Below are 22,196 nucleotides of genomic sequence, written 5' to 3' on the forward strand. Positions count from 1 at the left end.
GCAGGTCCTATGTGGAAAGCTACCCGTGGCCGGAAATCACCGAGCGGGGGTCCGCTGCGGACAAGGCCACGCCTCCGGCCTTCTCCACAGGGAACCCCCGTTTCGGCGCAGCGGCACGCACAGGCTCACGCCGCCGCCCGTGTCCGTTCGACAATCCGGAGCACCCGTCGCCGGTCGCGCAGGTCCACTTTGAGTTGCAGGGAGGACTTTCGGGCAAGTACGACGGCGACTGCCGCAGCGGCCGCGGCCGGGACGCCTCCGGCGATGAGGATGCCCAGCTGGGGTCCGAGGTGTTCGGCGAGCCAGCCCATCACGGGACCACCGATTGCCTGTCCACCAATGAGCACCACCAGGTACAGGCTCATGACTCGGCCACGGATGCTCATGTTCGAGCTCGTCTGCACCATCTGGTTGGCCGCAGTGAGGAACATCAGGCACCAGAATCCAGCCAGGACCATGGCCACGCAAAACCACACCATTGACGGCATGGCACCGGACAGCACCAGCATCACACCGTACAGGCCGGCGGACGTGACCACCGAGCGCAGCCGCAGCTCCCGACGTCGGGTAGACGCAACCGCGCCAGTGAGTGCGCCGAGCGCAACCATGGCGTTGAGCAGGCCGTAGCCTCCGGCACCGGCGTCGTACACGTGATCGGCGAAGGCGGCCAGAAGCACGGGGAGGCTCATGGCGAAGACGGCCACGAAGCCTGCCATAAGCCACGGCCAGTAGATGGTGGGCTTGCTGAGTGCGTAGCGGAGGCCTTCGCGGAGCATGCCCTTCTTGCGGGGCGTTGGTTGGCTGAGGTGGAGTTGGTCCTTGCGGAGGATCATGAGCATGGTCACCGTAGAGCAGCACGCCACCGCATTTGCGGCAAAGGCCCAGCCCGCGCCCACGGCTGTCAGCAGCCAACCGGCCAGGGCCGGTCCAATCAGGCCGCCCAACTGGAAGGTGGTGGAGTTGACGCTGATGGCGTTGCGCAGATACTTCGGCCCCACCAGTTCATTGACGAACACCTGGCGCGCAGGCTGGTCGAGAACCGTGACGAAGCCCAGAACAAGCGCTATCACGTACACGTGCCATACCTGGACAACGTGCATCAGCGACAGCACGGCCAACGCGCCGGCAAGGATCGCCGCGGCGGACTGGCAGATCATGAGGATCTTCCGCTTGGCGAATCGGTCGGCAACCATGCCGCCCCAGGGGCCAAGGAAGAGCGAAGGCATGAACTGGAGCGCCACGGTGATCCCGACGGCGGTTACCGAACCGGACAGTTGGAGCACCATCCAATCCTGGGCGATGCGCTGCATCCAAATGGCGATGACCGCTATGAAGTGGCCGATCGCAAAGATCCTGAAGTTCGGGACCTTGAGGGAAATAAACGTGTGCCGCCAGGGCAGTTTCTCGCTCACGACGGCGAGTGGCTGGGTGACGGTGTCCGGCTGCGGACAGGCGGACAGTGAATCGATGACGGGCTGGCTGACATTTGCCGCTGAAGGCGGTGGGGGTGCCAAAGGGAGTCCTCGGATCGAGAGTTTCGGTGGAATGCCATTAACGCTATGGTTGCCTGCAGCGATTGTGGAAGCGTAATGGGGTTATAACTAGGATTGCGGAACGCAATGATGCCCGCACCGCCTTGCCGCTTTCCGCCCGGACCTTCCGTACGGACCTGAGGAGTTCCATGTTCGAACCTGTCCAACTCCGCTCCTTCCTGGCCGTGGCGGAAACGCTGAGTTTCACCAAAGCCGCCGAGCGTTTGGGCCTGGCCCAACCAACGGTCAGCCAGCACGTCCGCAAGCTTGAAACAACTGCCAAGCGAATCCTCGTGGCACGGGACACCCGCGAGGTGCGGCTGACGGACAACGGCGACGCCATGGCCGGCTTTGCCCGCAGCATCCTGGCAGCGCATGACTCGGCGTCACGCTATTTCTCCGGCTCTGCCATGCGGGGGCGCCTCCGCTTTGGCACGGCCGACGACCTCGCTATCACGGGCTTGCCCAGGATCCTGCGGGAGTTCCGGCAGCTCTACCCGCAGATCAACCTCGAGCTCACCGTCAGCCAGAGTGACCAGTTGTATAAAAAGCTCAATGCAGGCCAGCTGGACCTCGTGTTCGTGAAGTGGGTGGCCGGGGCCAAGGATGGCACTGTGGTCCGTCACGACAACTTCGCGTGGGTGGGCCTGGAGCAAACCGTGCTCGAGCCCGGTGCCCCCGTGCCGCTCATCGCCTACCCTGCGCCCAGCCTCAGCCGGAAGCTCGCCATCGATGCCTTGGAAGCAGCAGGCCGGACCTGGCGAATCACTTGCAGCACCAAGCAGATCAGCGGCGTCCTGGCAGCAGTCAGGGCAGGCATTGGCGTGGCCGTTATGCCTGCGTCGTTGGTGCCGGAGGATCTCAAGGTCATCACGCAACGGTTCGATCTGCCCGCAGTGGGAGACGTGGATTTCACGCTGATCAGGAATCCGCTGGCCAACGCCGAAGTCATTGATGCCTTGACCCAGGCAATCATGGGCAGGACGCTGAACAAGTCCACCTAGTGTTCGAATCTGTTCAAAGAGGCCCTGCTACTGTTTGGGTAAGCGCATTCCGAGTATCCTGATTCGATGATCGACCTCACCACCTTGGCTGACCTCAAGCCCGGCATCTGCTCCGTAACTCTTCGGAGCAAAGGCATCGACGATGTTGTCCAGATAGCCTCTGCGGCCGGACTGGCCGGCATCGAGTGGGGCACCGATGTTCACGTCAGCGACGCCGCTTCAGCCTGGCACGCAAGAGAAGCGTGCGAGGATGCCGGCCTCGCGGTTTTCTCGTTGGGATCGTATTACCGGGCGGGATGCTTCGGCGATTTCGGCCGCGACCTTGACCTTGCCGAGGCCCTCGGTGCCCCGCGCATCCGGATCTGGGCCGGGGAACTTGGTTCTGCAGCCGCCAACGAGGATCACTGGGACGCCGTCGTCGCGGACACCCGGCGCGTCGCGGATCTCGCAGCGGATCGGGGAATAACCATCGCCTTCGAGTACCACGGGAATACCCTCACGGACTCCCCCGCCACCACACTTCAGCTCCTGGAACGTGTAGACCACGGCATCGTGGGCACCTACTGGCAGCCCGCCGTCGGGCTTTCCGACCAGCAGGCCTTGGACTCCCTGCACCAGGTCCTGCCGCACGTGGTGGGCGTGCATTGTTTCTCGTGGGGACCGGAAGCAGAACGCCACCCCCTGAGATCAAGGAAACTGCTGTGGCAGGCCGTTTCCGACGCACTCCGCGGCAACGGCAGGGACCTGGACATCATGATGGAGTTCGTGGCGGACGACCTTCCCGAGAATGTGCTCAACGACGCCGCGTTCTTGCACAGCATCACCCTCGGCGAGGACTAAGTCAGGCGGGGTCGGCCGAAACCTCGGTGCTCCGTCGGAGCTTGACCGACCCGGCCACCACGCCTTCCTCGGCCCCTCCGGCAGCCAGCCGGCCGATGTCCTCAAGAGGGAGGTAAACCGTGGAGAGAGCCGGACGGAAGTCGCGCAGGGTTTCGATATCGTCGAAGCCGGCGATGGCGGCATCGCGAGGAATCCACACACCTTCTGAGCGGAGCGCAGCCGTGACCCCGATGGCCATGACATCGTTGACGGCGAAAATGCAGAGGCGCTCCCCGGATGCCTTGATTCGTCGGGCCAGCGCCAGGCCGGCGTCGTATCCGCCGGAGCGGTTGAAGCCGCTGCGGACAACCTCGGCCGGAGGGCGGCCGGAGTCCGCCAAGCCGCGCTGGAAGCCCCGGACGCGGTCGTCCGAGGTAAAGAGTCCCTCGGGGCCCGCCACAACCAGGAACTCGCCTTCATGGGAAGCCGCCAGTTCATGGGCAAGGGCGGCTGCGAGCTCCTCGTTCGGGATTTCCACCACGTGGTATCCCTCAGTGCCGGCAGCACCGACGATCTCATGGCCCACCACCCCGACGTGACCGCCGTTGCGGCAGTAACGGTCCAGTTCCGCAGCCAAGTCGGCGTTGCCCTGCTGATCTTCCGGGCGGTTCGATCGCGAACCGGCAATGACGATCGCATCGGCGCGGCGTGCCGCGAACGCCGCAACAGCTTCCCTCTCGTCGGCGGGCGATCCTGACGTGCTTGCCAGCAGGACCATGCGGCGTTGTTCACGGGCTGCTTCCTGGACCCCGCGCGCGATGGCTGAAAAGTAGGGGTCGGCGATGTCGTGGACGATCAGTCCGATCAGTCCGGAGCTGGACTTCGCAAGCGCCTGCGCTTGCGCGTTGGGAACGTAGCCGAGCTTGTCGGCGGCCTCCCGGACCCGCTCCGCAATGTCCTCGGCGGGCTTCCGGGATGAGCCGTTCAGGACCCGGGAGGCCGTGGCCAGGGAGACTCCGGCCAGGCGGGCAACTTCACTCAGGGTGCTGGCGGCCACGGAGAGACTCCTCTTCTTCAAGCGCCCGGACTGGCGCTAAGGAAATTATGGCAGTTCCGAGGAGATTTTGGGAAAGCGCTTGCCAACGCGCCGGGATGTGTTGCATGATCAAAGCACTGGGAATGCGCTTTCCCAAAGAATTGATATCCACTGTCCGCACCGCCGCGGCAGGCAATTTACGGCACTTGGAGAAAACATGGGCTTCGAAACAAAGACGATCCGCATCGCCATGAATGGCATCACCGGCCGGATGGGCTACCGCCAGCACCTGCTGCGCTCCATCCTCCCCATCCGCGACGCCGGCGGGTTCACACTCGAAGACGGCACCAAGGTCCAAGTGGAACCGATCCTGGTTGGCCGCAACGAAGCCAAGATCCGCGAACTCGCCGAGCTTCACAAGGTCTCCGAGTGGACCACCGACCTCGATGCCGTGATCAACGACCCTACCGTGGACATTGTCTTCGACGCCTCGATGACAAGCCTCCGTGCGGCCACCTTGAAGAAAGCCATGCGCGCCGGCAAGCACATCTTCACCGAGAAGCCCACGGCCGAGACCCTCGAGGAAGCCATCGAGCTGGCCAGGATCGGCAAGGAAGCAGGCATCACCGCAGGCGTAGTGCACGACAAGCTGTACCTGCCCGGACTGGTCAAGCTCCGCCGCCTGGTGGACGAAGGATTCTTCGGCCGCATCCTCTCCATCCGCGGCGAATTCGGCTACTGGGTCTTCGAAGGGGACGTTCAGGCAGCACAGCGCCCGTCGTGGAACTACCGCAAGGAAGACGGCGGTGGAATGACCACGGACATGTTCTGCCACTGGAACTACGTCCTGGAGGGCATCATCGGCAAGGTCAAGAGCGTCAACGCCAAGACCGCCACGCACATCCCCGCCCGCTGGGACGAGTCCGGCAAGGAATACAAGGCAACTGCCGACGACGCTTCCTACGGCATCTTCGAACTCGAAACCCCGGGCGGCGACGAGGTCATCGGCCAAATCAACTCCTCCTGGGCCGTCCGCGTCTACCGCGACGAACTGGTGGAGTTCCAGATTGACGGTACGCACGGTTCCGCCGTCGCGGGTTTGAACAAGTGCGTTGCGCAGCAGCGCGCCCACACCCCCAAGCCGGTCTGGAACCCGGACCTGCCCGTTACCGAATCCTTCCGCAGCCAGTGGCAGGAAGTTCCCGCCAACGCCGAGCTGGACAACGGTTTCAAGCTGCAGTGGGAAGAGTTCCTTCGCGACGTGGTGGCCGGCCGCGAGCACCGCTTCGGCCTGCTTTCCGCGGCCCGCGGCGTGCAGCTGGCCGAGCTTGGCCTGCAGTCCTCGGCCGAGCGCCGCACCATCGACATCCCGGAGATCAGCATCTAATGACGTCTCTTATCCTCCCCACCGACGACGGCGGCACGCGCGAGTACCGCCTCCGGGCCGCCACCACGTGGGCCAAGCCAACCGCTCCACTGACCGCCCGCCGCGCCTATGCCGCAGCCCACGTGATCCCCGAGGTCGCCGCGGACAACACGCCCGGCGCCCCGGCGCAGCTCGACTGGGAAGCCACGCTCGCCTACCGGCATGAACTCTGGTCCTATGGCTTGGGCGTTGCCGACGCCATGGATACCGCTCAGCGCGGCATGGGCCTGGACTGGGCCGCAACCCAGCAACTCATCAAGCGCACGGGCGCCGAGGCTGCCTCGGTGGTTGGCGGGAACAACGCCGCCATCGCCGGTAAGTCCGTGCGTGACCTCGTTTCCTGCGGCGCGGGTACCGATCAGCTGGACATCGCCACTCTTCCGGACGGCGCAGCCGGCATCAACGCCGTGATCGAGGCCTACCGGGAGCAGATCGCCGTCGTCAGCGAAGCCGGTCCCAAGGTGATCCTGATGGCATCGAGGGCCCTTGCCAAAGTGGCCACCAGCGCGGACGATTACCTGCACGTCTACTCCACGCTCCTGCAGGAAGTGGACCAGCCGGTCATCCTGCACTGGCTGGGTACCATGTTCGATCCCGCACTGGCCGGCTACTGGGGCTCGGACGACGTTTCCGTCGCCACCGAAACGTTCCTGAGCCTGATCCGCGAACACGCGGACAAGGTGGACGGCGTCAAGGTTTCGCTGCTGGACGCCTCGCACGAGGTCGCCCTCCGCGCGAACCTCCCGGAGGGCGTCCGCCTCTACACCGGCGATGATTTCAACTACCCGGAACTGATCGACGGCGACGCCACCCACCACTCGGACGCGTTGCTGGGCATCTTCGCGGCCATCTACCCTGCCGCTTCGGTCGCCCTGCAGAAGTACGACGCCGGCAACGGTGCCGAGGCGCGCGCCATCCTGGACTCCACCCGTGAGTTGGGAAAGCACATCTTCAGCGCCCCAACGTTCTACTACAAGACCGGGATCGCCTTCATGTCCTGGCTCAACGGCAAGCAGCCCGGCTTCCAGATGGTTGGCGGCCTGCACTCGGGCCGTTCAGTGCTGCACTTGGCGAAGACCTTCGAACTGGCAGACAAGGCCGGCCTGCTGAAGGATCCCTCCCTGGCTGCGTTCCGGATGTCGGACTACCTGCGGATCAACGGGGTGGCGGCATGAGCGACTTCTCGCGACTTTCCCTCAACAGCGCAACCACTAAGAAGTGGACCCTTGCCGAGGCCGTGGACGGTTGCGCACGCGCAGGCATCCCGGCCATCGGACCATGGCGCGACCGCGTGGCCGAAGCAGGCTTGGACAAGGCTGCAAAGCTCATCAAGGACGCCGGACTGCGCGTCTCTTCCTTGTGCCGTGGCGGGTTCCTGACAGCAGCCGATCCTGAGGGCCAGGCAGCTGCACTTGCGGACAACTTCGAGGCTGTGCGCGAAGCCGTGGCACTTGATACCCAGGAGCTGTTCCTGGTGGTCGGTGGACTGGCACCCGGCGAGAAGGATGTCGTCGCTGCCCGCCAGCGGGTGGCGGACCGGCTGGAAGAACTGGTTCCGTTTGCCTCGGAGAACGGCGTCCGCCTGGTGTTGGAACCCCTGCATCCGATGTACGCCGCTGACCGTGCACTCATTTCCACATTGGGCCAGGCGTTGGATCTCGCCGCGCCGTACGACGCGAAGGCAGTGGGCGTCGCCGTCGACACTTTCCACGTCTGGTGGGACCCGGAACTGAAGGCGCAGATCGAACGCGCGGGTCGCGAAAACCGCATTGCTTCCTACCAGGTGTGCGATTTCAACCTGCCGATCGCCGCCGACGCGCTGCTCTCACGCGGCATGATGGGCGACGGCGTCATCGACTTCGCGACCATCGGCACCTGGGTCAGGGATGCCGGATACACGGGTGACATCGAGGTGGAAATCTTCAACCAGGAGATCTGGGATGCGGACGGGGACACAGTCCTGGAGACCATGAAGCAACGCTACGCGGAACTTGTCCTTCCTTGCGCGTAACAGCGTGGTCCTCCCGCGGATGCCCTAAGCTCCGCGGGAGGACCACCCCAAGCCAGCGGGTCCCTGCCAAGGTCACGGCAGGGATCCGCTCTTGTTTCAGCGTCCGGCTTCAAAGCCAACCACGTGCTCACTTTTAGCGGCCGTGAGCTTCCCGGTCTTTCTTCGGTTCATTCTCTTCACCAGCGTGGTTCTCGCGGAGTTCCTCGCCGCGCCGGATATCTTCTTCCTCCTGCTTCTGCGCCTTATCGCTGCGCTTCGTGTCGCGGGGCGGAAGTTGGAGGCTCTTTTCGGCCGCAATGCCGGCCTGCAGTTCCCGCCCGCGTTCCATCTCGGCGTCGAACTCTGCACCGAAAAGCAGGGACATGTTGAGGATCCAGAGCCACAGCAGCATGATGATCACGCCCGCCAGCGCACCGTACGTCTTGTTGTAGTTACCGAAGTTGGCTACGTAAAAGCCGAAAGCCAGCGAGGCGAGCGCAAAGATCACCAGGGCGATGAACGAGCCCATGCTCATCCAGCGGAATTTGGGCTGCTTCACGTTGGGCGTGAAGTAGTAGAGGACGGCAATGATGACCACAATGAGCGCGATCAGCACCGGCCATTTTGCGATGTTCCACACGGCCAGGAAGGTGCCGGACATGCCGATGGCGCCGCCGACCGCTTCGGCAACGGGGCCGCTCAGCACCAGCATGGCAGCGGCCAGGCCTGCGCCGAGCACCGCCACCACCGTGACGGCGAGCATGGTTCCGCGCAGCTTGATGAAGCCGCGCCCCTCATCCACTTCGTAGACTCTGTTCATAGCGCGGCCAAAGGCTGTGGTGTAACCCGACGCGGACCACAAGCCCACCACGATGCCGAAGATCAGGACGAAGCCCGCAGCGTTCGACTTGGTCAGGTCCTCAATGGGTTGCCGCATGGCTTCCACGCCGGGACCGGGAGCAAACTTCTGGACGATGTCCAGAAGCGCGGAAGTGGACTTTCCTGCATCGCCAAAGATGCCCAGGAGGGATACGAGTGCCAACAGCGCCGGAAAAAGCGAGAGCACCGCGTAATAAGTAAGGCCGGCCGCGGCATCGGGACACTGGTCCTTGTTGAACTCACGCAGCGTTCGCTTGAGGATGTACTTCCACGTGGGCTTGACCAGGTCGTTGGGACTGTCCGGCTTGCGGGAATCGTCCGGCGACGGCGCGGTGGCTGCCTTGGCGGTGCTGGTCTGTGATTCTTTGTTTGTAGTCATGAGGCACCTGTTCGTGGGTGGTAGATAACGCGAACAACTGACCCATCAATACTAAGCATGCTGATGATTACATGGGAAGTCCCGGATTGTCAGGCAGGCTTTGCAGCGAGCACCAAATCGAACGGCGACTCGATCACGGACCTGATCACCTGGCCCGCTGCGCCCAGCAAGGTGCCCGAATGCTTGAGCCCGGAAACGGTGACGTTGGCCGGATCGAGAAGGCCGGGCGCGTGGCGTTCCATGCTCTCCAAAAGCGCCGGGAGCAGCCATTCGCCCAGTTCGGCGAAGTGTCCGCCCAACACCACGGCTTCAATATCCATGAGCCTGGCAGCGGAGGCGAGCGCCACACCCAGGTACGTGCCGGCGTCGTGGACTGCCGCGGCCGCCCGCGGCTGGTTGGCGGCCAAGGCGGAATGCAGCGAGTCAGTACGCCCGGAGAGGGAACCGGCAGTGATCCCGGCAGACTCGAAGATGGCTTCCTGGCCCGCGAAAGTTTCCAAGCAGCCCGCACCGCCGCAGGAGCAAGCAGGCCCTTCCGGATGCACCACAATGTGGCCGAGCTCCCCGGCCGAACCCCCGGGACCCAGATACAGCTCGGATCCGATGATGACGCCGCCACCCACGCCAACTTCACCGGAAACGTAGAGGAAGTCGGCCGGGCCGCCGCCGTACCAAAGTTCCCCCAGTGCGGCGCTGTTGGCCTCGTTGGACAACCTGACACCAAGCGGAACTTCGCCGAGCAGCGCGTTCGCCTCAAGCTTTTCGTTTGCCCAGTGGAGGTTAGGGGCGGACAAAACAATCCCCCGGCGTTCATCCACCAGGCCCGGGACTGCGAGCCCTCCGCCCAGGATGGCGATTCCCTCCCCCGCCGCAACAGCCTGCGCTTCGGCAGCGAGGCCTGCAAGGCGAGTCATGACATCGCCCGGCTTCAACCCGCGGTTACGCGACTCGACAGTGGAACTGAAGCGGAGGTTTCCGCCCAGGTCAACCAGCCCCACGGCGAGGTAGTCCACGTTGATTTCCATGCCCACAACCCCGCGGCGGGTGCTGAGTTCCAGGCCTTGGCCCGGGCGTCCGCGCTCTCCGTCGCGATATAGACCCACCTCAGAGACCAACCCTGACTCCACCAACTCGGCCACAAGGCTCGATACGGCGGCTTTGGTCAGCCCGGTTCCGGCAGCCAACTGCGCCCGGCTGGGCTTTGCGTCTCCCGTCCGCGCGATGGAGTCGAGGACCAGCGAAAGATTACGACGGCGGACATCGCCCACCCGGCCGGGCGCGGCTTGCTCATTCACTGGCACGGGCACTCCTCACAAAAGTTTGTTGCCGGTTTCCATTGACCATGATCCATCATCGCCCATATAGTTCAGATTGAAAACTAATTGGAGCGCTTTTCAGCCACGCCTCCACCCGCGCATTGCAAAGGAGCAAGAATGACCCCGCAACCAACCCCGCAGGACCGCTTCACGTTCGGCCTCTGGACGGTCGGCTGGACCGGCGCCGACCCGTTTGGCGTTGCCACCCGCGCGGCACTGGACCCCATCGAAGCCGTTCATAAGCTGAGCGAACTCGGCGCCTACGGCATCACTTTCCACGACAATGACCTGATTCCCTTCGATGCCTCCGCATCCGAGCGCGACTTGATACTGAAGAACTTCAAGGCAGCGCTTGCCGAGACTGGCCTCAAGGTCCCCATGGTCACCACCAACCTCTTCAGCCACCCGGTCTTCAAGGACGGCGGCTTCACCTCCAACGATCGTTCGATCCGCCGCTTCGCGCTCAGCAAGGTCCTGCGCAACATCGACCTCGCAGCGGAGCTTGGCGCGGAAACGTTCGTCATGTGGGGCGGCCGCGAAGGCAGCGAGTACGACGGCTCCAAGGACCTCTCCGCCGCACTGGACCGCATGAAGGAAGGCGTCGACACCGCCGCCGGCTACATCAAGGAAAAGGGCTACGGCCTTCGCATTGCCTTGGAGCCCAAGCCGAACGAACCCCGCGGAGACATCTTCCTTCCGACGGTCGGGCACGGCCTGGCCTTCATCGCGCAGCTCGAGCACGGCGACATCGTTGGCCTCAACCCCGAGACCGGCCACGAGCAAATGGCGGGGCTGAACTTCACCCACGGCATCGCCCAGGCACTGTGGGCCGGCAAGCTTTTCCACATCGACCTCAACGGACAGCGTGGCATCAAGTACGACCAAGACCTGGTCTTCGGCCACGGCGACCTGACCAGCGCCTTCTTCACGGTGGACCTGCTCGAGAACGGCTTCCCCAACGGCGGGCCCAAGTACGACGGCCCGCGCCACTTCGACTTCAAGCCTTCCCGCACCGACGGTTACGACGGCGTCTGGGAGTCGGCCAAGTCCAACATGGCCATGTACCTGCTGCTCAAGGAACGTGCCCTGGCCTTCCGCGCTGATCCCGAAGTCCAGGAAGCCCTCGCAACCTCGGGCGTGTTCGAGCTCGGCGAGACGACCCTCTCGGCTGGCGAAACCACGGCGGACCTGCTCGCCGACGCCACGGCCTTCGAGTCGTTCGACGCCGACAAGTCCGCGGAGCGTTCCTTTGCTTTCGTCCGACTGAACCAGCTGGCCATCGAGCACCTCCTCGGCGCCCGCTAAAGCCAACCCGCACAGTAATCCTTCGCCGGGTCCGGAGTTCATCCGCCGGACCCGGCGACTGCTCCACAAAGGAAAACCCATGCCGCTCGTCGCCGGGATCGACAGCTCCACCCAGTCCTGCAAGGTCGTCATTCGCGATTCAGCCACCGGAGTCCTGGTCCGCCAAGGCCGCGCTTCCCACCCGGAAGGCACCGAGGTGCACCCGGACCACTGGTGGACAGCGCTGCAGGAAGCCATCGCCCAGGCCGGAGGCCTGGACGACGTCGATGCCGTTTCCATCGGCGGACAGCAGCACGGAATGGTGTGCCTGGATGAGACAGGGAACGTCGTGCGCCCCGCGCTGCTCTGGAATGACACGCGCTCGGCTCCCGACGCGGAGCGGCTGATCGCCGACGCCGGTGCAGGGAACCCTGCCGCGGGCGCGGCATACTGGGCGTCCCTGACCGGCACCGTCCCCGTGGCATCCCTGACCGCCACCAAGCTCGCGTGGCTTGCCCGGAACGAGCCCGAACACGCCGGCCGCACCGCAGCCGTGTGCCTGCCGCACGACTGGTTGTCCTGGCGCCTGGCCGGCCACGGCCCGGGATCGGGCCCGGCTTCCTTGGAACTCCTCCGCACCGATCGGTCCGACGCCTCCGGAACGGGCTACTACTCCAGCGAACGCGGTGAATACCTGCCGGAGGTACTGGAAGCCACGCTGGGGCATGTGCCCGCTCTGCCTGGGGTGGTCGGGCCGCTCGAGGCAGCCGGCAAGACCCCTTCCGGGGCACTCATCGGTCCCGGTGCGGGCGACAACGCCGCAGCAGGACTCGGTGTCAACGCCGCCGTCGGGGACGTTGTTGTGTCCATCGGCACCTCGGGTACCGTCTTCGCCGTCTCCGACCTTCCCGCCAAGGACGCCAGCGGACTCGTGGCAGGTTTCGCAGACGCTACGGGACACTTCCTGCCCCTTGCCTGTACCCTCAATGCCACCCGGATCTTCGATGCCACGGCTTCCCTCCTGGGCGTAACCCTGAAGGAACTGGGAGAGCTCGCCCTGACCGCCCCCGAAGGCGCCGAAGGCCTTACGCTGGTTCCCTACTTCGAAGGTGAACGGACGCCCAACCTGCCTGACGCGACAGGATCCCTGCACGGGCTCACGGTTTCCAACTACACCCCCGCAAACCTGGCCCGGGCCGCCGTCGAGGGTGTCCTGTGTTCGCTGGCCGACGGCCTCGCTGCCCTTCAGGCACAAGGCGTCGAGGCCAGCCGGGTCATCCTGGTGGGCGGCGGCGCGCAGTCGAAAGCCGTGCAGGCAGTGGCCGCCACGGTCTTCGGAGTCCCCGTGTTCGTTCCTGAGCCGGGCGAGTATGTGGCCGACGGCGCCGCACGGCAAGCCGCGGGCGTGCTGACGGGTTCATTCCCCGAATGGCCGTTGCAAGGCTTGGAAGTTTCCGCCCCGATCAACAACTGCTCCCCGGACTTCCTTGCGCGATACCGACTCTTCGCCGCGAAGGCAGCCATCGATTGATCTCCGGCGCGGGTGCTCTATCGTGACAGGGTGAGCCCCGAACATTCCGCCCCCAGCCGGCCCCCGGTGATGGAAGACGTTGCCCGCGTGGCAGGCGTGTCCCACCAGACCGTTTCACGCGTGCTGAACAACCATCCCAACGTCAGCGCGAAGACCCGCGAGCGCGTGGAGCAGGCAATCACCGAGCTCGGTTACCGTCGCAATACCGCGGCCCGCAGCCTGGTGACTCGCAGGTCCCAGACCATCGGCGTACTGGGGAGCGAGATGGCCGAGTATGGCCCGTCACGTACCCTCCTTGGCGTGCAGCAGGCTGCTCGGGACGCCGGGTACTTCGTCAGCGTCGCCGGACTGCGGGACGTCACACCGGAGACCATCAAGGACGCAGTGGCGCACTTCATGGACCAGGGCGTGGACGGCATAGTAGTGATCGTCCCCCACCCCGGGACGTTCGAGGTGTTGCACCAGATCACCAGCCAGGTCCCGCTGGTTGCCGTGGGCGCGGTGGGAGACGAAGAGTTGAACGGCGCTGCCGTCGATCAGCGGGAGGGGGCGCGGCTCGCCGTCGAGCACCTCATTGAACTCGGACACCGCCGGATCGGGCATCTGTCAGGCCCCACCGACTGGATTGACGCCGCTGCCCGCATCGAAGGGTGGCAGGATGCCCTGGCCGGCGCCGGGCTTGAGCCGCTGGAGTTGATCGAAGGCGATTGGAGCGCCGAATGCGGTTATCGCGAAGGCCTCCGCATCGCCGCAGCGCGCTCCGTCACGGCGCTGTTCGTGGCCAATGACCAGATGGCCCTGGGCGTCCTGCGCGCCTTCCACGAATCGGGAACACGCGTTCCGGAAGACATCAGCGTGGTGGGATTCGATGACCAGCCCGAGTCCGCCTTCTTCATCCCGCCGCTGACAACCGTCGCCCAGAATTTCGAGGAGCTCGGCCGACGCTGCATCGACCTCATGCTCCGCCTGATGGAGAACGGAGCAGGCGGCCCTGCCGGCACTGTGGCACCGCGGCTGGTGGTCAGGTCCACGACGGCGGCCGTCCGCGGCTGAGCCGGCCGGCCGGGAATCATCGCCGGGCGCCGCCGGGCCGACTCGTGGTGGAACGGATCACGAGACGCGGGCCTGCAATGTCTTCCCCGGCCCGGTCCTTGCCCTCGAGCAACCCCAGGATGGCGGACATGCCGTGCCGTCCAAGTTCCTCGAAGTCCTGCTTGATGGTGGTCAGGGGCGGGAGGACAAAACCTGATTCGGGTTGGTCGTCATGACCCACGATGCTGATATCGGCCGGCACGTTGAGCCCCGCCTCATGCAGGGCCCTGAGGACACCCATGGCCATCTGGTCGTTCGCCACGAAGGCGGCAGTGACGTGTCGCTGCTCAACGAGGGCGAGTCCGGCCTGGTAACCCGATGCGGCCCCCCAGTCGCCGGCGAGCAGGACGTCCGCCTTCAACCCTGCTCCGGCCAGCGCGTCCTGCCAACCCTTGATGCGTTCCGCGGCGTCGATCCAGTGCGGCGGTCCGGACACATGTGCGATGTGGCGGTGCCCCAGTTCCACCAGGTGTTCCACGGCCAGGCGCGCCCCAAGCCGCTGGTTCAACGAGGCACCCGTCAAGTGGCTGCCGGCACCGGACCCCACGGCCACCATCGGCATGGGCACGCTGACATTCTCCAGGACCGCCAGGATATGGGGATGGGGCACCAGTATGACGATCCCGTCCACTGATTGGTTCCGGAAATGCGCAATGGCATCGTTGATGCTTCCGCGGGTGACTTCGCGAAGGTTGGCGATGCTGACGAAGTAGCCGGCCTCCCGCGCCGCCTGTTCCACTCCCAGCAGGACATTTGCCGGTCCATACTGGGCGGTCTCGCAAGCCAGTACCCCGATGGTTCGGGAGCGGCGGGTCACAAGGCTGCGGGCTGCCGTATTTCGGCGGTAACCGAGGAGGGCTATGGCTTCTTCCACACGGGCTTTGGTGGCATCGCTGACATTCGGGTGGTTGTTGAGGACGCGCGACACCGTTTGGTGCGAAACTCCGGCAACTTTGGCAACGTCCCCCATGACCGGCGGCCGCGACGATGGTACGCCCAGCGGCATCCGAGTCACTCCTTTTAGTTGTTGGTGCCAGGCAACCCGGCCTGCATCCGGTCGTGGACTGGATGCAGGCCGGGCCGTCGGCTATTTGGCGTCCGCACCCACGGGCTCGGTCTTGGCAGGCTGAGCCGCTTCGGTTGCCGGCGGGGTGGTCTTCCACTTGAACCGGCGGCCGATGGCGGAACCGCCGCCTGCCCCGGTCCGGTTCTTGTTGAAGATGTCAAAGCCGACGGCCAGCAGAAGCACCAAGCCCTTGATGAGTTGCTGGTAGTCGGTTCCCAGGCCAAGGATGGACATGCCGTTGTTGAGGACGCCCATGATGAGGCCACCGATCATCGCTCCGGCCACCGTACCGATGCCGCCCTGGACGGCCGCGCCGCCAATGAATGCGGCGGCGATGGAGTCCAGTTCGAATCCGGTACCACCTGCCGGCTGCGCCGAGTTCAGGCGGGCGGTGAAGACCAGTCCGGCGAGTGCGGCCAGGACGCCCATGTTGACGAACAACCGGAAGGTGACCTTCTTGGTCTTGATTCCGGAAAGCTCGGCGGCGTGGAGGTTTCCACCGATCGCGTATGTGTGGCGGCCAAAGATGCTGTTGTTCATCAGGGCCGAGTAGACGATCACCAAGGCGGCGAGCACGATCAGGACGATCGGCGTTCCGCGGTAGCTGGCCAGGAGGAACGTGATGATGAGCATCAGCACTGCGATGAAGCCGTTCTTGACGGCGAACCACGCCATCGGCTCATTTTCCAGGTTGAACCTGCGGCGGACACGGCGTTCCTTGATGGCCTGGAAGAGAATGGCCGCGGTACCACCGACGCCAAGGATGACGGTCAGCCATTCCAGGACGGAGTTGCCGCCCGAGATGTCCGGCAGGAAGCCGCCACCCAGTGCCCGGAGCTCGTTCGGGAAAGGGGTGATCTGCTGGTTCTTCAGCGTGATGAGCGTCAAGCCGCGGAAGATCAGCATGCCTGCCAAGGTGACGATGAAGGCCGGGATGCCCACATAGGCAATCCAGTAGCCCTGCCAGGCACCAACCAGGGCACCGACAAGGAGGCAGGCGGGAATCGCAACCCACCAGGCCCATCCCCAGTGCACGATCATCACACCGGCCACTGCGCCGATGAAGCCGGCGATGGAACCGACCGAGAGGTCGATGTGTCCGGCAATGATGACCATCACCATGCCGATGGCGAGGATGAGGATGTAACTGTTCTGAACCACCAGGTTGGTGACGTTCTGCGGCTCAAGCAGGATGCCGTCGGTCAGTATCTGGAAAAGGATGACGATCAGGATCAGGGCGACGAAGATGCCAACCTGGCGGAGGCGGCTTGTGAGGAAGCCAAGGGATTCTCGTAGGGCGGACATGTTCGTTATTCCTTCTCTTTGGTCATGAGGTGCATGAGCGTTTCCTGCGTGGCCTCGGCAATGGGGACTTCGCCGGTGATGTGGCCAGCGGACAGGGTGTAGATCCTGTCGCAAATGCCCAGGAGTTCCGGAAGTTCAGAGGAGATGACGATCACGGCTTTTCCTGCCGCTGCGAGCTCGGCAATGATCGTGTAGATCTCGTACTTCGCACCCACGTCGATCCCGCGGGTCGGTTCGTCAAGGATCAGGACATCCGGATCAGAGAACATCCACTTGCTCAGCACTACCTTTTGCTGGTTGCCGCCGGAGAGCTTGCCCGTGATGGCGGCCACGGAGGGGGCTTTGATGTTCATGCTCTTCCGGTACTGGTTGGCAACCGTGGTTTCCTGGTTGCCGTCCACCCAGCCCCGCTTGGCCAGCTTGTTCAAGGCTGCCATGGAGATGTTCCGCTTGATGTCCTCGATGAGGTTCAAGCCGTAATGCTTCCGGTCCTCAGTGGCATAGGCGATGCCGTTGTCGATCGCGTCGGAGACCGTGGACGTATTGATCTCCTGCCCGTGTTTATAGACCCTGCCGGACACTGCACGGCCGTAGGTCCTGCCGAAGACGCTCATGGCCAGTTCGGTGCGGCCGGCTCCCATGAGGCCTGCCAGGCCAACAACTTCGCCCTTGCGCACGTTGAGGCTGGCGTTGTTCACTACCGTCCGTGAGTGGTCCTGGGGATGTTGGACCGTCCAGTCCTCGATGCGGAGAACTTCCTCGCCGATCTTCGGTTCCCGGTCCGGATAAAGGCTTTCGAGGTCGCGGCCCACCATGCCGCGGATGATGCGTTCCTGGGTAATCTGGCCTTCGTCGAGCCGCAGGGTCTCAATGGATTTGCCATCACGAATGATGGTGACGGCGTCGGCCACCTTGCGGATCTCATTGAGCTTATGGCTGATGATGATGCTGGTGACGCCTTGGCCCTTGAGGTGCAGGATGAGATCCAGCAAATGGTCGGAGTCCTCGTCATTCAAGGCAGCGGTGGGCTCATCCAGGATCAGCAGCTTCACTTCCTTGGAGAGCGCCTTGGCGATCTCCACGAGTTGCTGCTTGCCTACGCTGATGTGCTGGATCGGCGTGACGGGGTTTTCGCTGAGTCCCACCCGCGCAAGCAACTTGGCAGCTTCCAGGTTGGTCTTACGCCAGTCCACCCACCCGTTGTTGGCAAGCTCGTTGCCGAGGTAGATGTTCTCGGCGATGGAGAGGTAGGGACTAAGGGCAAGTTCCTGGTGGATGATCACGATGCCGCGCTTCTCGCTGTCCGTGATGCTGGAGAACTCGCAGGGCTCGTTTTCGAACAGGATCTCGCCGTCGAAGGTGTTATGCGCGTAGACACCGGACAGCACCTTCATGAGGGTGGATTTTCCGGCACCGTTTTCGCCGCAGATGGCGTGGACTTCGCCCCGGTTGACATCGAGCGTGACGTCCTGGAGGGCCTTTACGCCGGGGAAGGTCTTGGTGATTCCCCGCATTTGGAGAATGGGTACATTCATCGTCAATTCCCACTGACTGTTTGAAACGTGGCCGGCCGATGATTCAGCCGGCCCTGGGAGGCTGTGGCTCCACCGCTATGCGGCGGAGCCACAGCAAAGGAACGGTGCCGCTACTTGACGTCCGAGTCCTTGTAGTAGCCGGAGTCGATGAGTTCCTTCTTGTAGTTGTCCTTGGTGATGATGACCGACTTCAGGAGGTAGGCAGGAACAACCTTGACCTTGTTGTTGTAGGTCTTGGTGTCGTTGGTCTCGGGCTCCTTGCCCTTAAGGACGGCGTCAACCATCTTGACTGCCTGGGCGCCCAGCTGGCGGGTGTCCTTGAAGATCGTGGAGTACTGTTCGCCGGCAATGATGGACTTTACCGAGCCCTTCTCCGCATCCTGGCCGGTGACAACCGGGAGCTTGCCGGTGGAGTAGCCGCCGGTGCTGGTCAGTGCGGAAATGATGCCGATGGACAGGCCGTCATACGGGGACAGCACGCCGTCGAGCTTGGTGCCGGAGCTGTAGGCGGAGGTGAGGATGTCTTCCATGCGCTTCTGGGCCACGGGTGCCTGCCAGCGGAGGATGGCTGCCTGCTCGAACTTGGTCTGGCCGCTGGGGACCTTCAGGGTGCCCGCATCCATGTACGGCTTGAGGGTGTCCATGGCGCCGGTCCAGAAGAAGTTGGCGTTGTTGTCGTCCGGGCTGCCCGCGAACAGTTCAACGTTGAAGGGGCCCTTGCCGTCCACCTTCTTGCCGCTGGCGTCCACCAGGCCGAGGCCGGTCAGCAGGGACGTAGCCTGCTGGACACCGACGGTGTAGTTGTCGAACGTAGTGTAGTAGTCCACGTTGGGGGTGCCGTTGATGAGGCGGTCGTAGGCAATGACCTTGACGTTCTGTTCCTTGGCCTTGGCCAGGACGTCTGTCAGCGTGGTGCCATCGATGGCGGCGATGATGAGTGCCTTGGCACCCTTGGTCAGCATGTTCTCGATCTGGGAAACCTGCGTGGGGATGTCATCGTTGGCGAACTGCAGGTCAGTCTTGTAGCCGAGGTCCTTCAGGGACTTCTCAACGTTGGCGCCGTCGGCGATCCAGCGTTCGGAAGTCTGCGTCGGCATCGAGATGCCCACCAGCGAGTCGCTTGGGTTGGCGGTGCTGCTTGATTCGGCAGAGCCTCCGCGGCTGCCGCAGCCCGTGGCGCCGACGGCCAGGGTGAGGACAACCGCTACGGTGCCCAGGAGTTTCTTCAATCTCACGTTGCTCTCCTTCCGCGGCAGCATTGCCGCGAACTCTGATGCAGGGCCGGAGCATCTGCGCGTCCGGCGGGGTAACGCTTTGCTGGCCTGTGGGCTCTTGGGGCCTCACTGACCACTGGTTGGTGGTGCGAATGTCATTGTGAACGCTAACATTACTGCGCGTCAAGTGGCCCGCGCCACATCATTTTTTGAGCCGTGCAACGGGGCGGAGTCAACGCTTCCCCGCCCGGGAGAGGGTTGACAGTCAGAATTGTTAGCGTTCACAATAAGTGCGGACCGCGATGCTGCGGTAATGAGCGAAGGAAGCTTGATGGGCGATATTTCAAACAGCTATGTGGTCGGCGTCGACTACGGCACTCTGTCCGGCCGCGCCGTCGTGGTGCGCGTTTCGGACGGCAAGGAACTTGGCAGCGGTGTATTCGAGTACCCGCACGCAGTTGTCTCGGACAGCCTTCCCGGCAGCGGGCAGCGGCTTCCCGCCGATTGGGCCCTGCAAGTCCCCAACGATTACCGCGACGTCCTGCGCAATGCCGTACCGGCCGCCGTCGCCGATGCCGGTATCGACCCGCAGAACGTGGTGGGCATCGCAACCGACTTCACGGCCTGCACCATGGTCCCGACGACGGCGGACGGCACGCCCCTGAACGAGCTCGAACGCTTCGCGGACCGGCCCCACGCTTTCGTGAAGCTGTGGCGGCACCATGCCGCGCAGCCGCAGGCCGACCGCATCAACCAGCTGGCAGAAGAGCGTGGCGAGTCCTGGCTCCCCCGCTACGGCGGCCTGATCTCCTCCGAATGGGAATTCGCCAAGGGCCTTCAGCTGCTTGAGGAAGACCCCGAGGTCTACGCCGCGATGGACCACTGGGTGGAAGCGGCCGACTGGATCGTCTGGCAGCTCTGCGGTAAGTACGTTCGGAATGCCTGCACCGCCGGTTACAAGGGGATCTACCAGGACGGCAAGTACCCCGCCGAGGATTTCCTTGCAGCGCTTAATCCAGGTTTCAAGGACTTCGTCTCCGAAAAGCTGGAGCACACCATCGGCCGGTTGGGCGACGCCGCCGGCTACCTTACCGAAGAAGCCGCAGCCTGGACCGGGCTGCCTGCCGGCATCGCCGTGGCAGTTGGCAACGTGGACGCCCACGTCAGCGCACCTGCGGCAAACGCCGTGGAACCGGGGCAGCTTGTGGCGATTATGGGCACTTCCACGTGCCACGTCATGAACGGGGATGTCCTGCGCGAAGTCCCCGGCATGTGCGGCGTGGTCGACGGCGGCATCGTGGACGGTTTGTGGGGCTACGAAGCAGGCCAGTCCGGGGTGGGCGACATCTTTGGCTGGTTCACCAAGAACGGTGTTCCTCCCGAATACCACCAAGCCGCCGCAGCCCAGGACCAAAGCATCCACGAGTACCTCACGGAACTCGCAGAAAAGCAGGAAATCGGCGAGCACGGCCTGATTGCACTCGATTGGCATTCGGGCAACCGTTCCGTGCTGGTGGACCACGAATTGTCGGGCGTTGTTGTGGGCCAGACCTTGGCCACCAAGCCGGAGGACATCTACCGTGCACTGCTTGAGGCCACTGCCTTTGGCACCCGGACAATCGTGGAGGCGTTCCGCGATTCCGGTGTTCCGGTGAAGGAGTTCATCGTTGCGGGCGGCTTGCTGAAAAACAAGTTCCTGATGCAGGTCTACGCAGACATCACCGGCCTGCAGCTTTCCACGATTGGATCCGAACAAGGGCCTGCCCTCGGCTCCGCCATCCACGCCGCAGTTGCCGCGGGCTTGTATAAGGACATCCGCGAAGCAGCTGCGGCGATGGCCGCAGAACCGGGCGCTGTCTACACTCCCATCCCGGAAAACGTGGCCGCGTACGAGGAACTGTTCCAGGAATACCGCACCCTCCACGACTACTTCGGACGTGGAACCAACAACGTGATGCACCGGCTGAAGGCCATCCAGCGCCAGGCGCAGGGCAGCGGCGGGGCGGCCGAACCGGCGTCGGGCTCCTCCACCGACGAAGCGGAGCGGGTGTCCGCATGAGCACCCTGCTGGAAGCAATCGCGAAGGTCCGCAAGGAAGTCTGCGAACTCCACGCTGAGCTGACCCGCTACGAACTGGTGGTGTGGACAGCCGGCAACGTCTCGGGGCGGATCCCCGGTCACGACTTGATGGTGATCAAACCGTCCGGTGTCTCTTATGACGACCTCACCCCGGAGCTGATGGTGGTCACCGACCTTCACGGCGTACCCGTCCGGGGCATCAACACGGGCAGCGGCGGAACCGTCGACTGGGGCAACCCCAATCTCTCCCCGTCCTCGGACACCGCCGCGCACGCCTACGTCTACCGGCACATGCCAGAGGTCGGCGGAGTGGTGCACACCCACTCCACGTACGCCACGGCATGGGCGGCCCGCGGCGAGGAGATCCCATGCGTGCTGACCATGATGGGCGACGAATTCGGCGGACCGATTCCGGTGGGACCGTTCGCACTCATCGGTGACGACTCGATCGGCCAGGGCATCGTGGAGACACTCAGGAACTCGAACTCGCCGGCCGTACTCATGCAGAACCATGGCCCCTTCACCATCGGCAAGGACGCCCGCGCGGCGGTCAAAGCCGCCGTGATGTGCGAGGAAGTCGCCAGGACAGTCCACGTTTCCCGCCAGCTCGGCGAACCGCTGCCCATCGACCCGGCCAAGATCGAAAGCCTTTACGACCGCTACCAAAACGTTTACGGACGCTGACGCGGGCCGCATTGACGCAACCCGC

General features: G+C 64.0%; 18 protein-coding genes. 10 read left to right on the top strand and 8 right to left on the bottom strand.

The features are described from left to right. Positions 1-125: 125 nt before the first annotated feature. A complete protein-coding gene (locus ACIPY2_RS17955; RefSeq protein WP_400267755.1) occupies positions 126-1,514 on the bottom strand; it encodes an MFS transporter in 1,389 nt (462 codons plus the stop codon). A 167-nt stretch (positions 1,515-1,681) separates the two neighbouring features. Between ACIPY2_RS17955 and ACIPY2_RS17960 the strand changes: the two genes are divergently transcribed. Together ACIPY2_RS17960 and ACIPY2_RS17965 are read left to right on the top strand one after the other, a co-directional pair. Further along, entirely contained in the window at positions 1,682-2,536 is an 855-nt protein-coding gene (locus tag ACIPY2_RS17960; RefSeq protein WP_400267756.1) for a LysR substrate-binding domain-containing protein, read from the top strand. A 66-nt stretch (positions 2,537-2,602) separates the two neighbouring features. Next, entirely contained in the window at positions 2,603-3,376 is a 774-nt protein-coding gene (locus tag ACIPY2_RS17965; protein WP_400267757.1) for a sugar phosphate isomerase/epimerase family protein, read from the top strand. A gap of 1 nt (position 3,377) precedes the next feature. On the opposite strand, the gene ACIPY2_RS17970 is transcribed toward ACIPY2_RS17965, so the two are convergent. Further along, positions 3,378-4,412, bottom strand: coding sequence for a LacI family DNA-binding transcriptional regulator (locus ACIPY2_RS17970; protein WP_400267758.1), 1,035 nt, complete (start codon positions 4,410-4,412; stop codon positions 3,378-3,380). Between the two features lie 196 nt (positions 4,413-4,608). Between ACIPY2_RS17970 and ACIPY2_RS17975 the strand changes: the two genes are divergently transcribed. Genes ACIPY2_RS17975 through ACIPY2_RS17985 form a run of 3 tightly spaced genes read left to right on the top strand, consistent with a single transcriptional unit; the run spans position 4,609 to position 7,828 of the window. Next, positions 4,609-5,778 (top strand): Gfo/Idh/MocA family protein, encoded by a 1,170-nt coding sequence (locus tag ACIPY2_RS17975; protein WP_400267759.1) that lies wholly within the window; start codon positions 4,609-4,611, stop codon positions 5,776-5,778. Next, complete coding sequence (locus tag ACIPY2_RS17980; RefSeq protein ID WP_400267760.1) at positions 5,778-6,992, top strand: dihydrodipicolinate synthase family protein; 1,215 nt, start codon at positions 5,778-5,780, stop codon at positions 6,990-6,992. Before ACIPY2_RS17975 ends, ACIPY2_RS17980 begins: the two co-directional genes overlap by 1 nt. Further along, positions 6,989-7,828 carry a sugar phosphate isomerase/epimerase family protein gene (locus ACIPY2_RS17985; protein ID WP_400267761.1) on the top strand — a complete coding sequence of 280 codons (840 nt, stop codon included), beginning with the start codon at positions 6,989-6,991 and terminating at the stop codon, positions 7,826-7,828. The genes ACIPY2_RS17980 and ACIPY2_RS17985 overlap by 4 nt, the downstream gene beginning before the upstream one ends. Before the next feature lie 133 nt (positions 7,829-7,961). On the opposite strand, the gene ACIPY2_RS17990 is transcribed toward ACIPY2_RS17985, so the two are convergent. Together ACIPY2_RS17990 and ACIPY2_RS17995 are read right to left on the bottom strand one after the other, a co-directional pair. Then, positions 7,962-9,065, bottom strand: a complete 1,104-nt coding sequence (locus ACIPY2_RS17990; RefSeq protein ID WP_400267762.1) for a YihY/virulence factor BrkB family protein — start codon at positions 9,063-9,065, stop codon at positions 7,962-7,964. An 89-nt stretch (positions 9,066-9,154) separates the two neighbouring features. Further along, positions 9,155-10,366, bottom strand: coding sequence for an ROK family protein (locus ACIPY2_RS17995; RefSeq protein WP_400267763.1), 1,212 nt, complete (start codon positions 10,364-10,366; stop codon positions 9,155-9,157). 132 nt (positions 10,367-10,498) lie between these two features. Here ACIPY2_RS17995 and xylA point away from each other — a divergent pair, with 132 nt between their 5' ends. The 3 genes from xylA to ACIPY2_RS18010 all read left to right on the top strand — a co-directional run bounded on the left by xylA (position 10,499) and on the right by ACIPY2_RS18010 (position 14,249). After that, positions 10,499-11,686, top strand: coding sequence for a xylose isomerase (gene xylA, locus ACIPY2_RS18000; protein ID WP_400267764.1), 1,188 nt, complete (start codon positions 10,499-10,501; stop codon positions 11,684-11,686). Between the two features lie 79 nt (positions 11,687-11,765). Beyond that, positions 11,766-13,196 (top strand): xylulokinase, encoded by a 1,431-nt coding sequence (gene xylB, locus ACIPY2_RS18005; RefSeq protein ID WP_400267765.1) that lies wholly within the window; start codon positions 11,766-11,768, stop codon positions 13,194-13,196. Between the two features lie 69 nt (positions 13,197-13,265). Then, complete coding sequence (locus ACIPY2_RS18010; protein WP_400267817.1) at positions 13,266-14,249, top strand: LacI family DNA-binding transcriptional regulator; 984 nt, start codon at positions 13,266-13,268, stop codon at positions 14,247-14,249. Positions 14,250-14,265: 16 nt separating this feature from the next. Here ACIPY2_RS18010 and ACIPY2_RS18015 read toward each other — a convergent pair whose 3' ends face one another. The 4 genes from ACIPY2_RS18015 to chvE form a co-directional block, all read right to left on the bottom strand. Next, complete coding sequence (locus ACIPY2_RS18015; protein WP_400267818.1) at positions 14,266-15,258, bottom strand: LacI family DNA-binding transcriptional regulator; 993 nt, start codon at positions 15,256-15,258, stop codon at positions 14,266-14,268. Between the two features lie 117 nt (positions 15,259-15,375). Further along, a complete protein-coding gene (gene mmsB / locus ACIPY2_RS18020; protein ID WP_400267766.1) occupies positions 15,376-16,659 on the bottom strand; it encodes a multiple monosaccharide ABC transporter permease in 1,284 nt (427 codons plus the stop codon). Positions 16,660-16,664: 5 nt separating this feature from the next. Continuing rightward, positions 16,665-18,194, bottom strand: coding sequence for a multiple monosaccharide ABC transporter ATP-binding protein (gene mmsA, locus ACIPY2_RS18025; RefSeq protein WP_400267767.1), 1,530 nt, complete (start codon positions 18,192-18,194; stop codon positions 16,665-16,667). A gap of 110 nt (positions 18,195-18,304) precedes the next feature. After that, complete coding sequence (gene chvE / locus ACIPY2_RS18030) at positions 18,305-19,429, bottom strand: multiple monosaccharide ABC transporter substrate-binding protein (protein WP_400267768.1); 1,125 nt, start codon at positions 19,427-19,429, stop codon at positions 18,305-18,307. 310 nt (positions 19,430-19,739) lie between these two features. Here chvE and araB point away from each other — a divergent pair, with 310 nt between their 5' ends. Together araB and ACIPY2_RS18040 are read left to right on the top strand one after the other, a co-directional pair. Then, on the top strand, positions 19,740-21,467 hold the full coding sequence (gene araB, locus ACIPY2_RS18035) for a ribulokinase (RefSeq protein ID WP_400267769.1): 1,728 nt from the start codon (positions 19,740-19,742) through the stop codon (positions 21,465-21,467). Beyond that, positions 21,464-22,171 carry an L-ribulose-5-phosphate 4-epimerase gene (locus ACIPY2_RS18040; protein ID WP_400267770.1) on the top strand — a complete coding sequence of 236 codons (708 nt, stop codon included), beginning with the start codon at positions 21,464-21,466 and terminating at the stop codon, positions 22,169-22,171. The genes araB and ACIPY2_RS18040 overlap by 4 nt, the downstream gene beginning before the upstream one ends. The last annotated feature ends 25 nt before the right edge of the window (positions 22,172-22,196 follow it).

Origin of the sequence: Paenarthrobacter sp. NPDC089675 (genome assembly GCF_044749185.1) — a bacterium.
GTDB lineage: Bacteria > Actinomycetota > Actinomycetes > Actinomycetales > Micrococcaceae > Arthrobacter.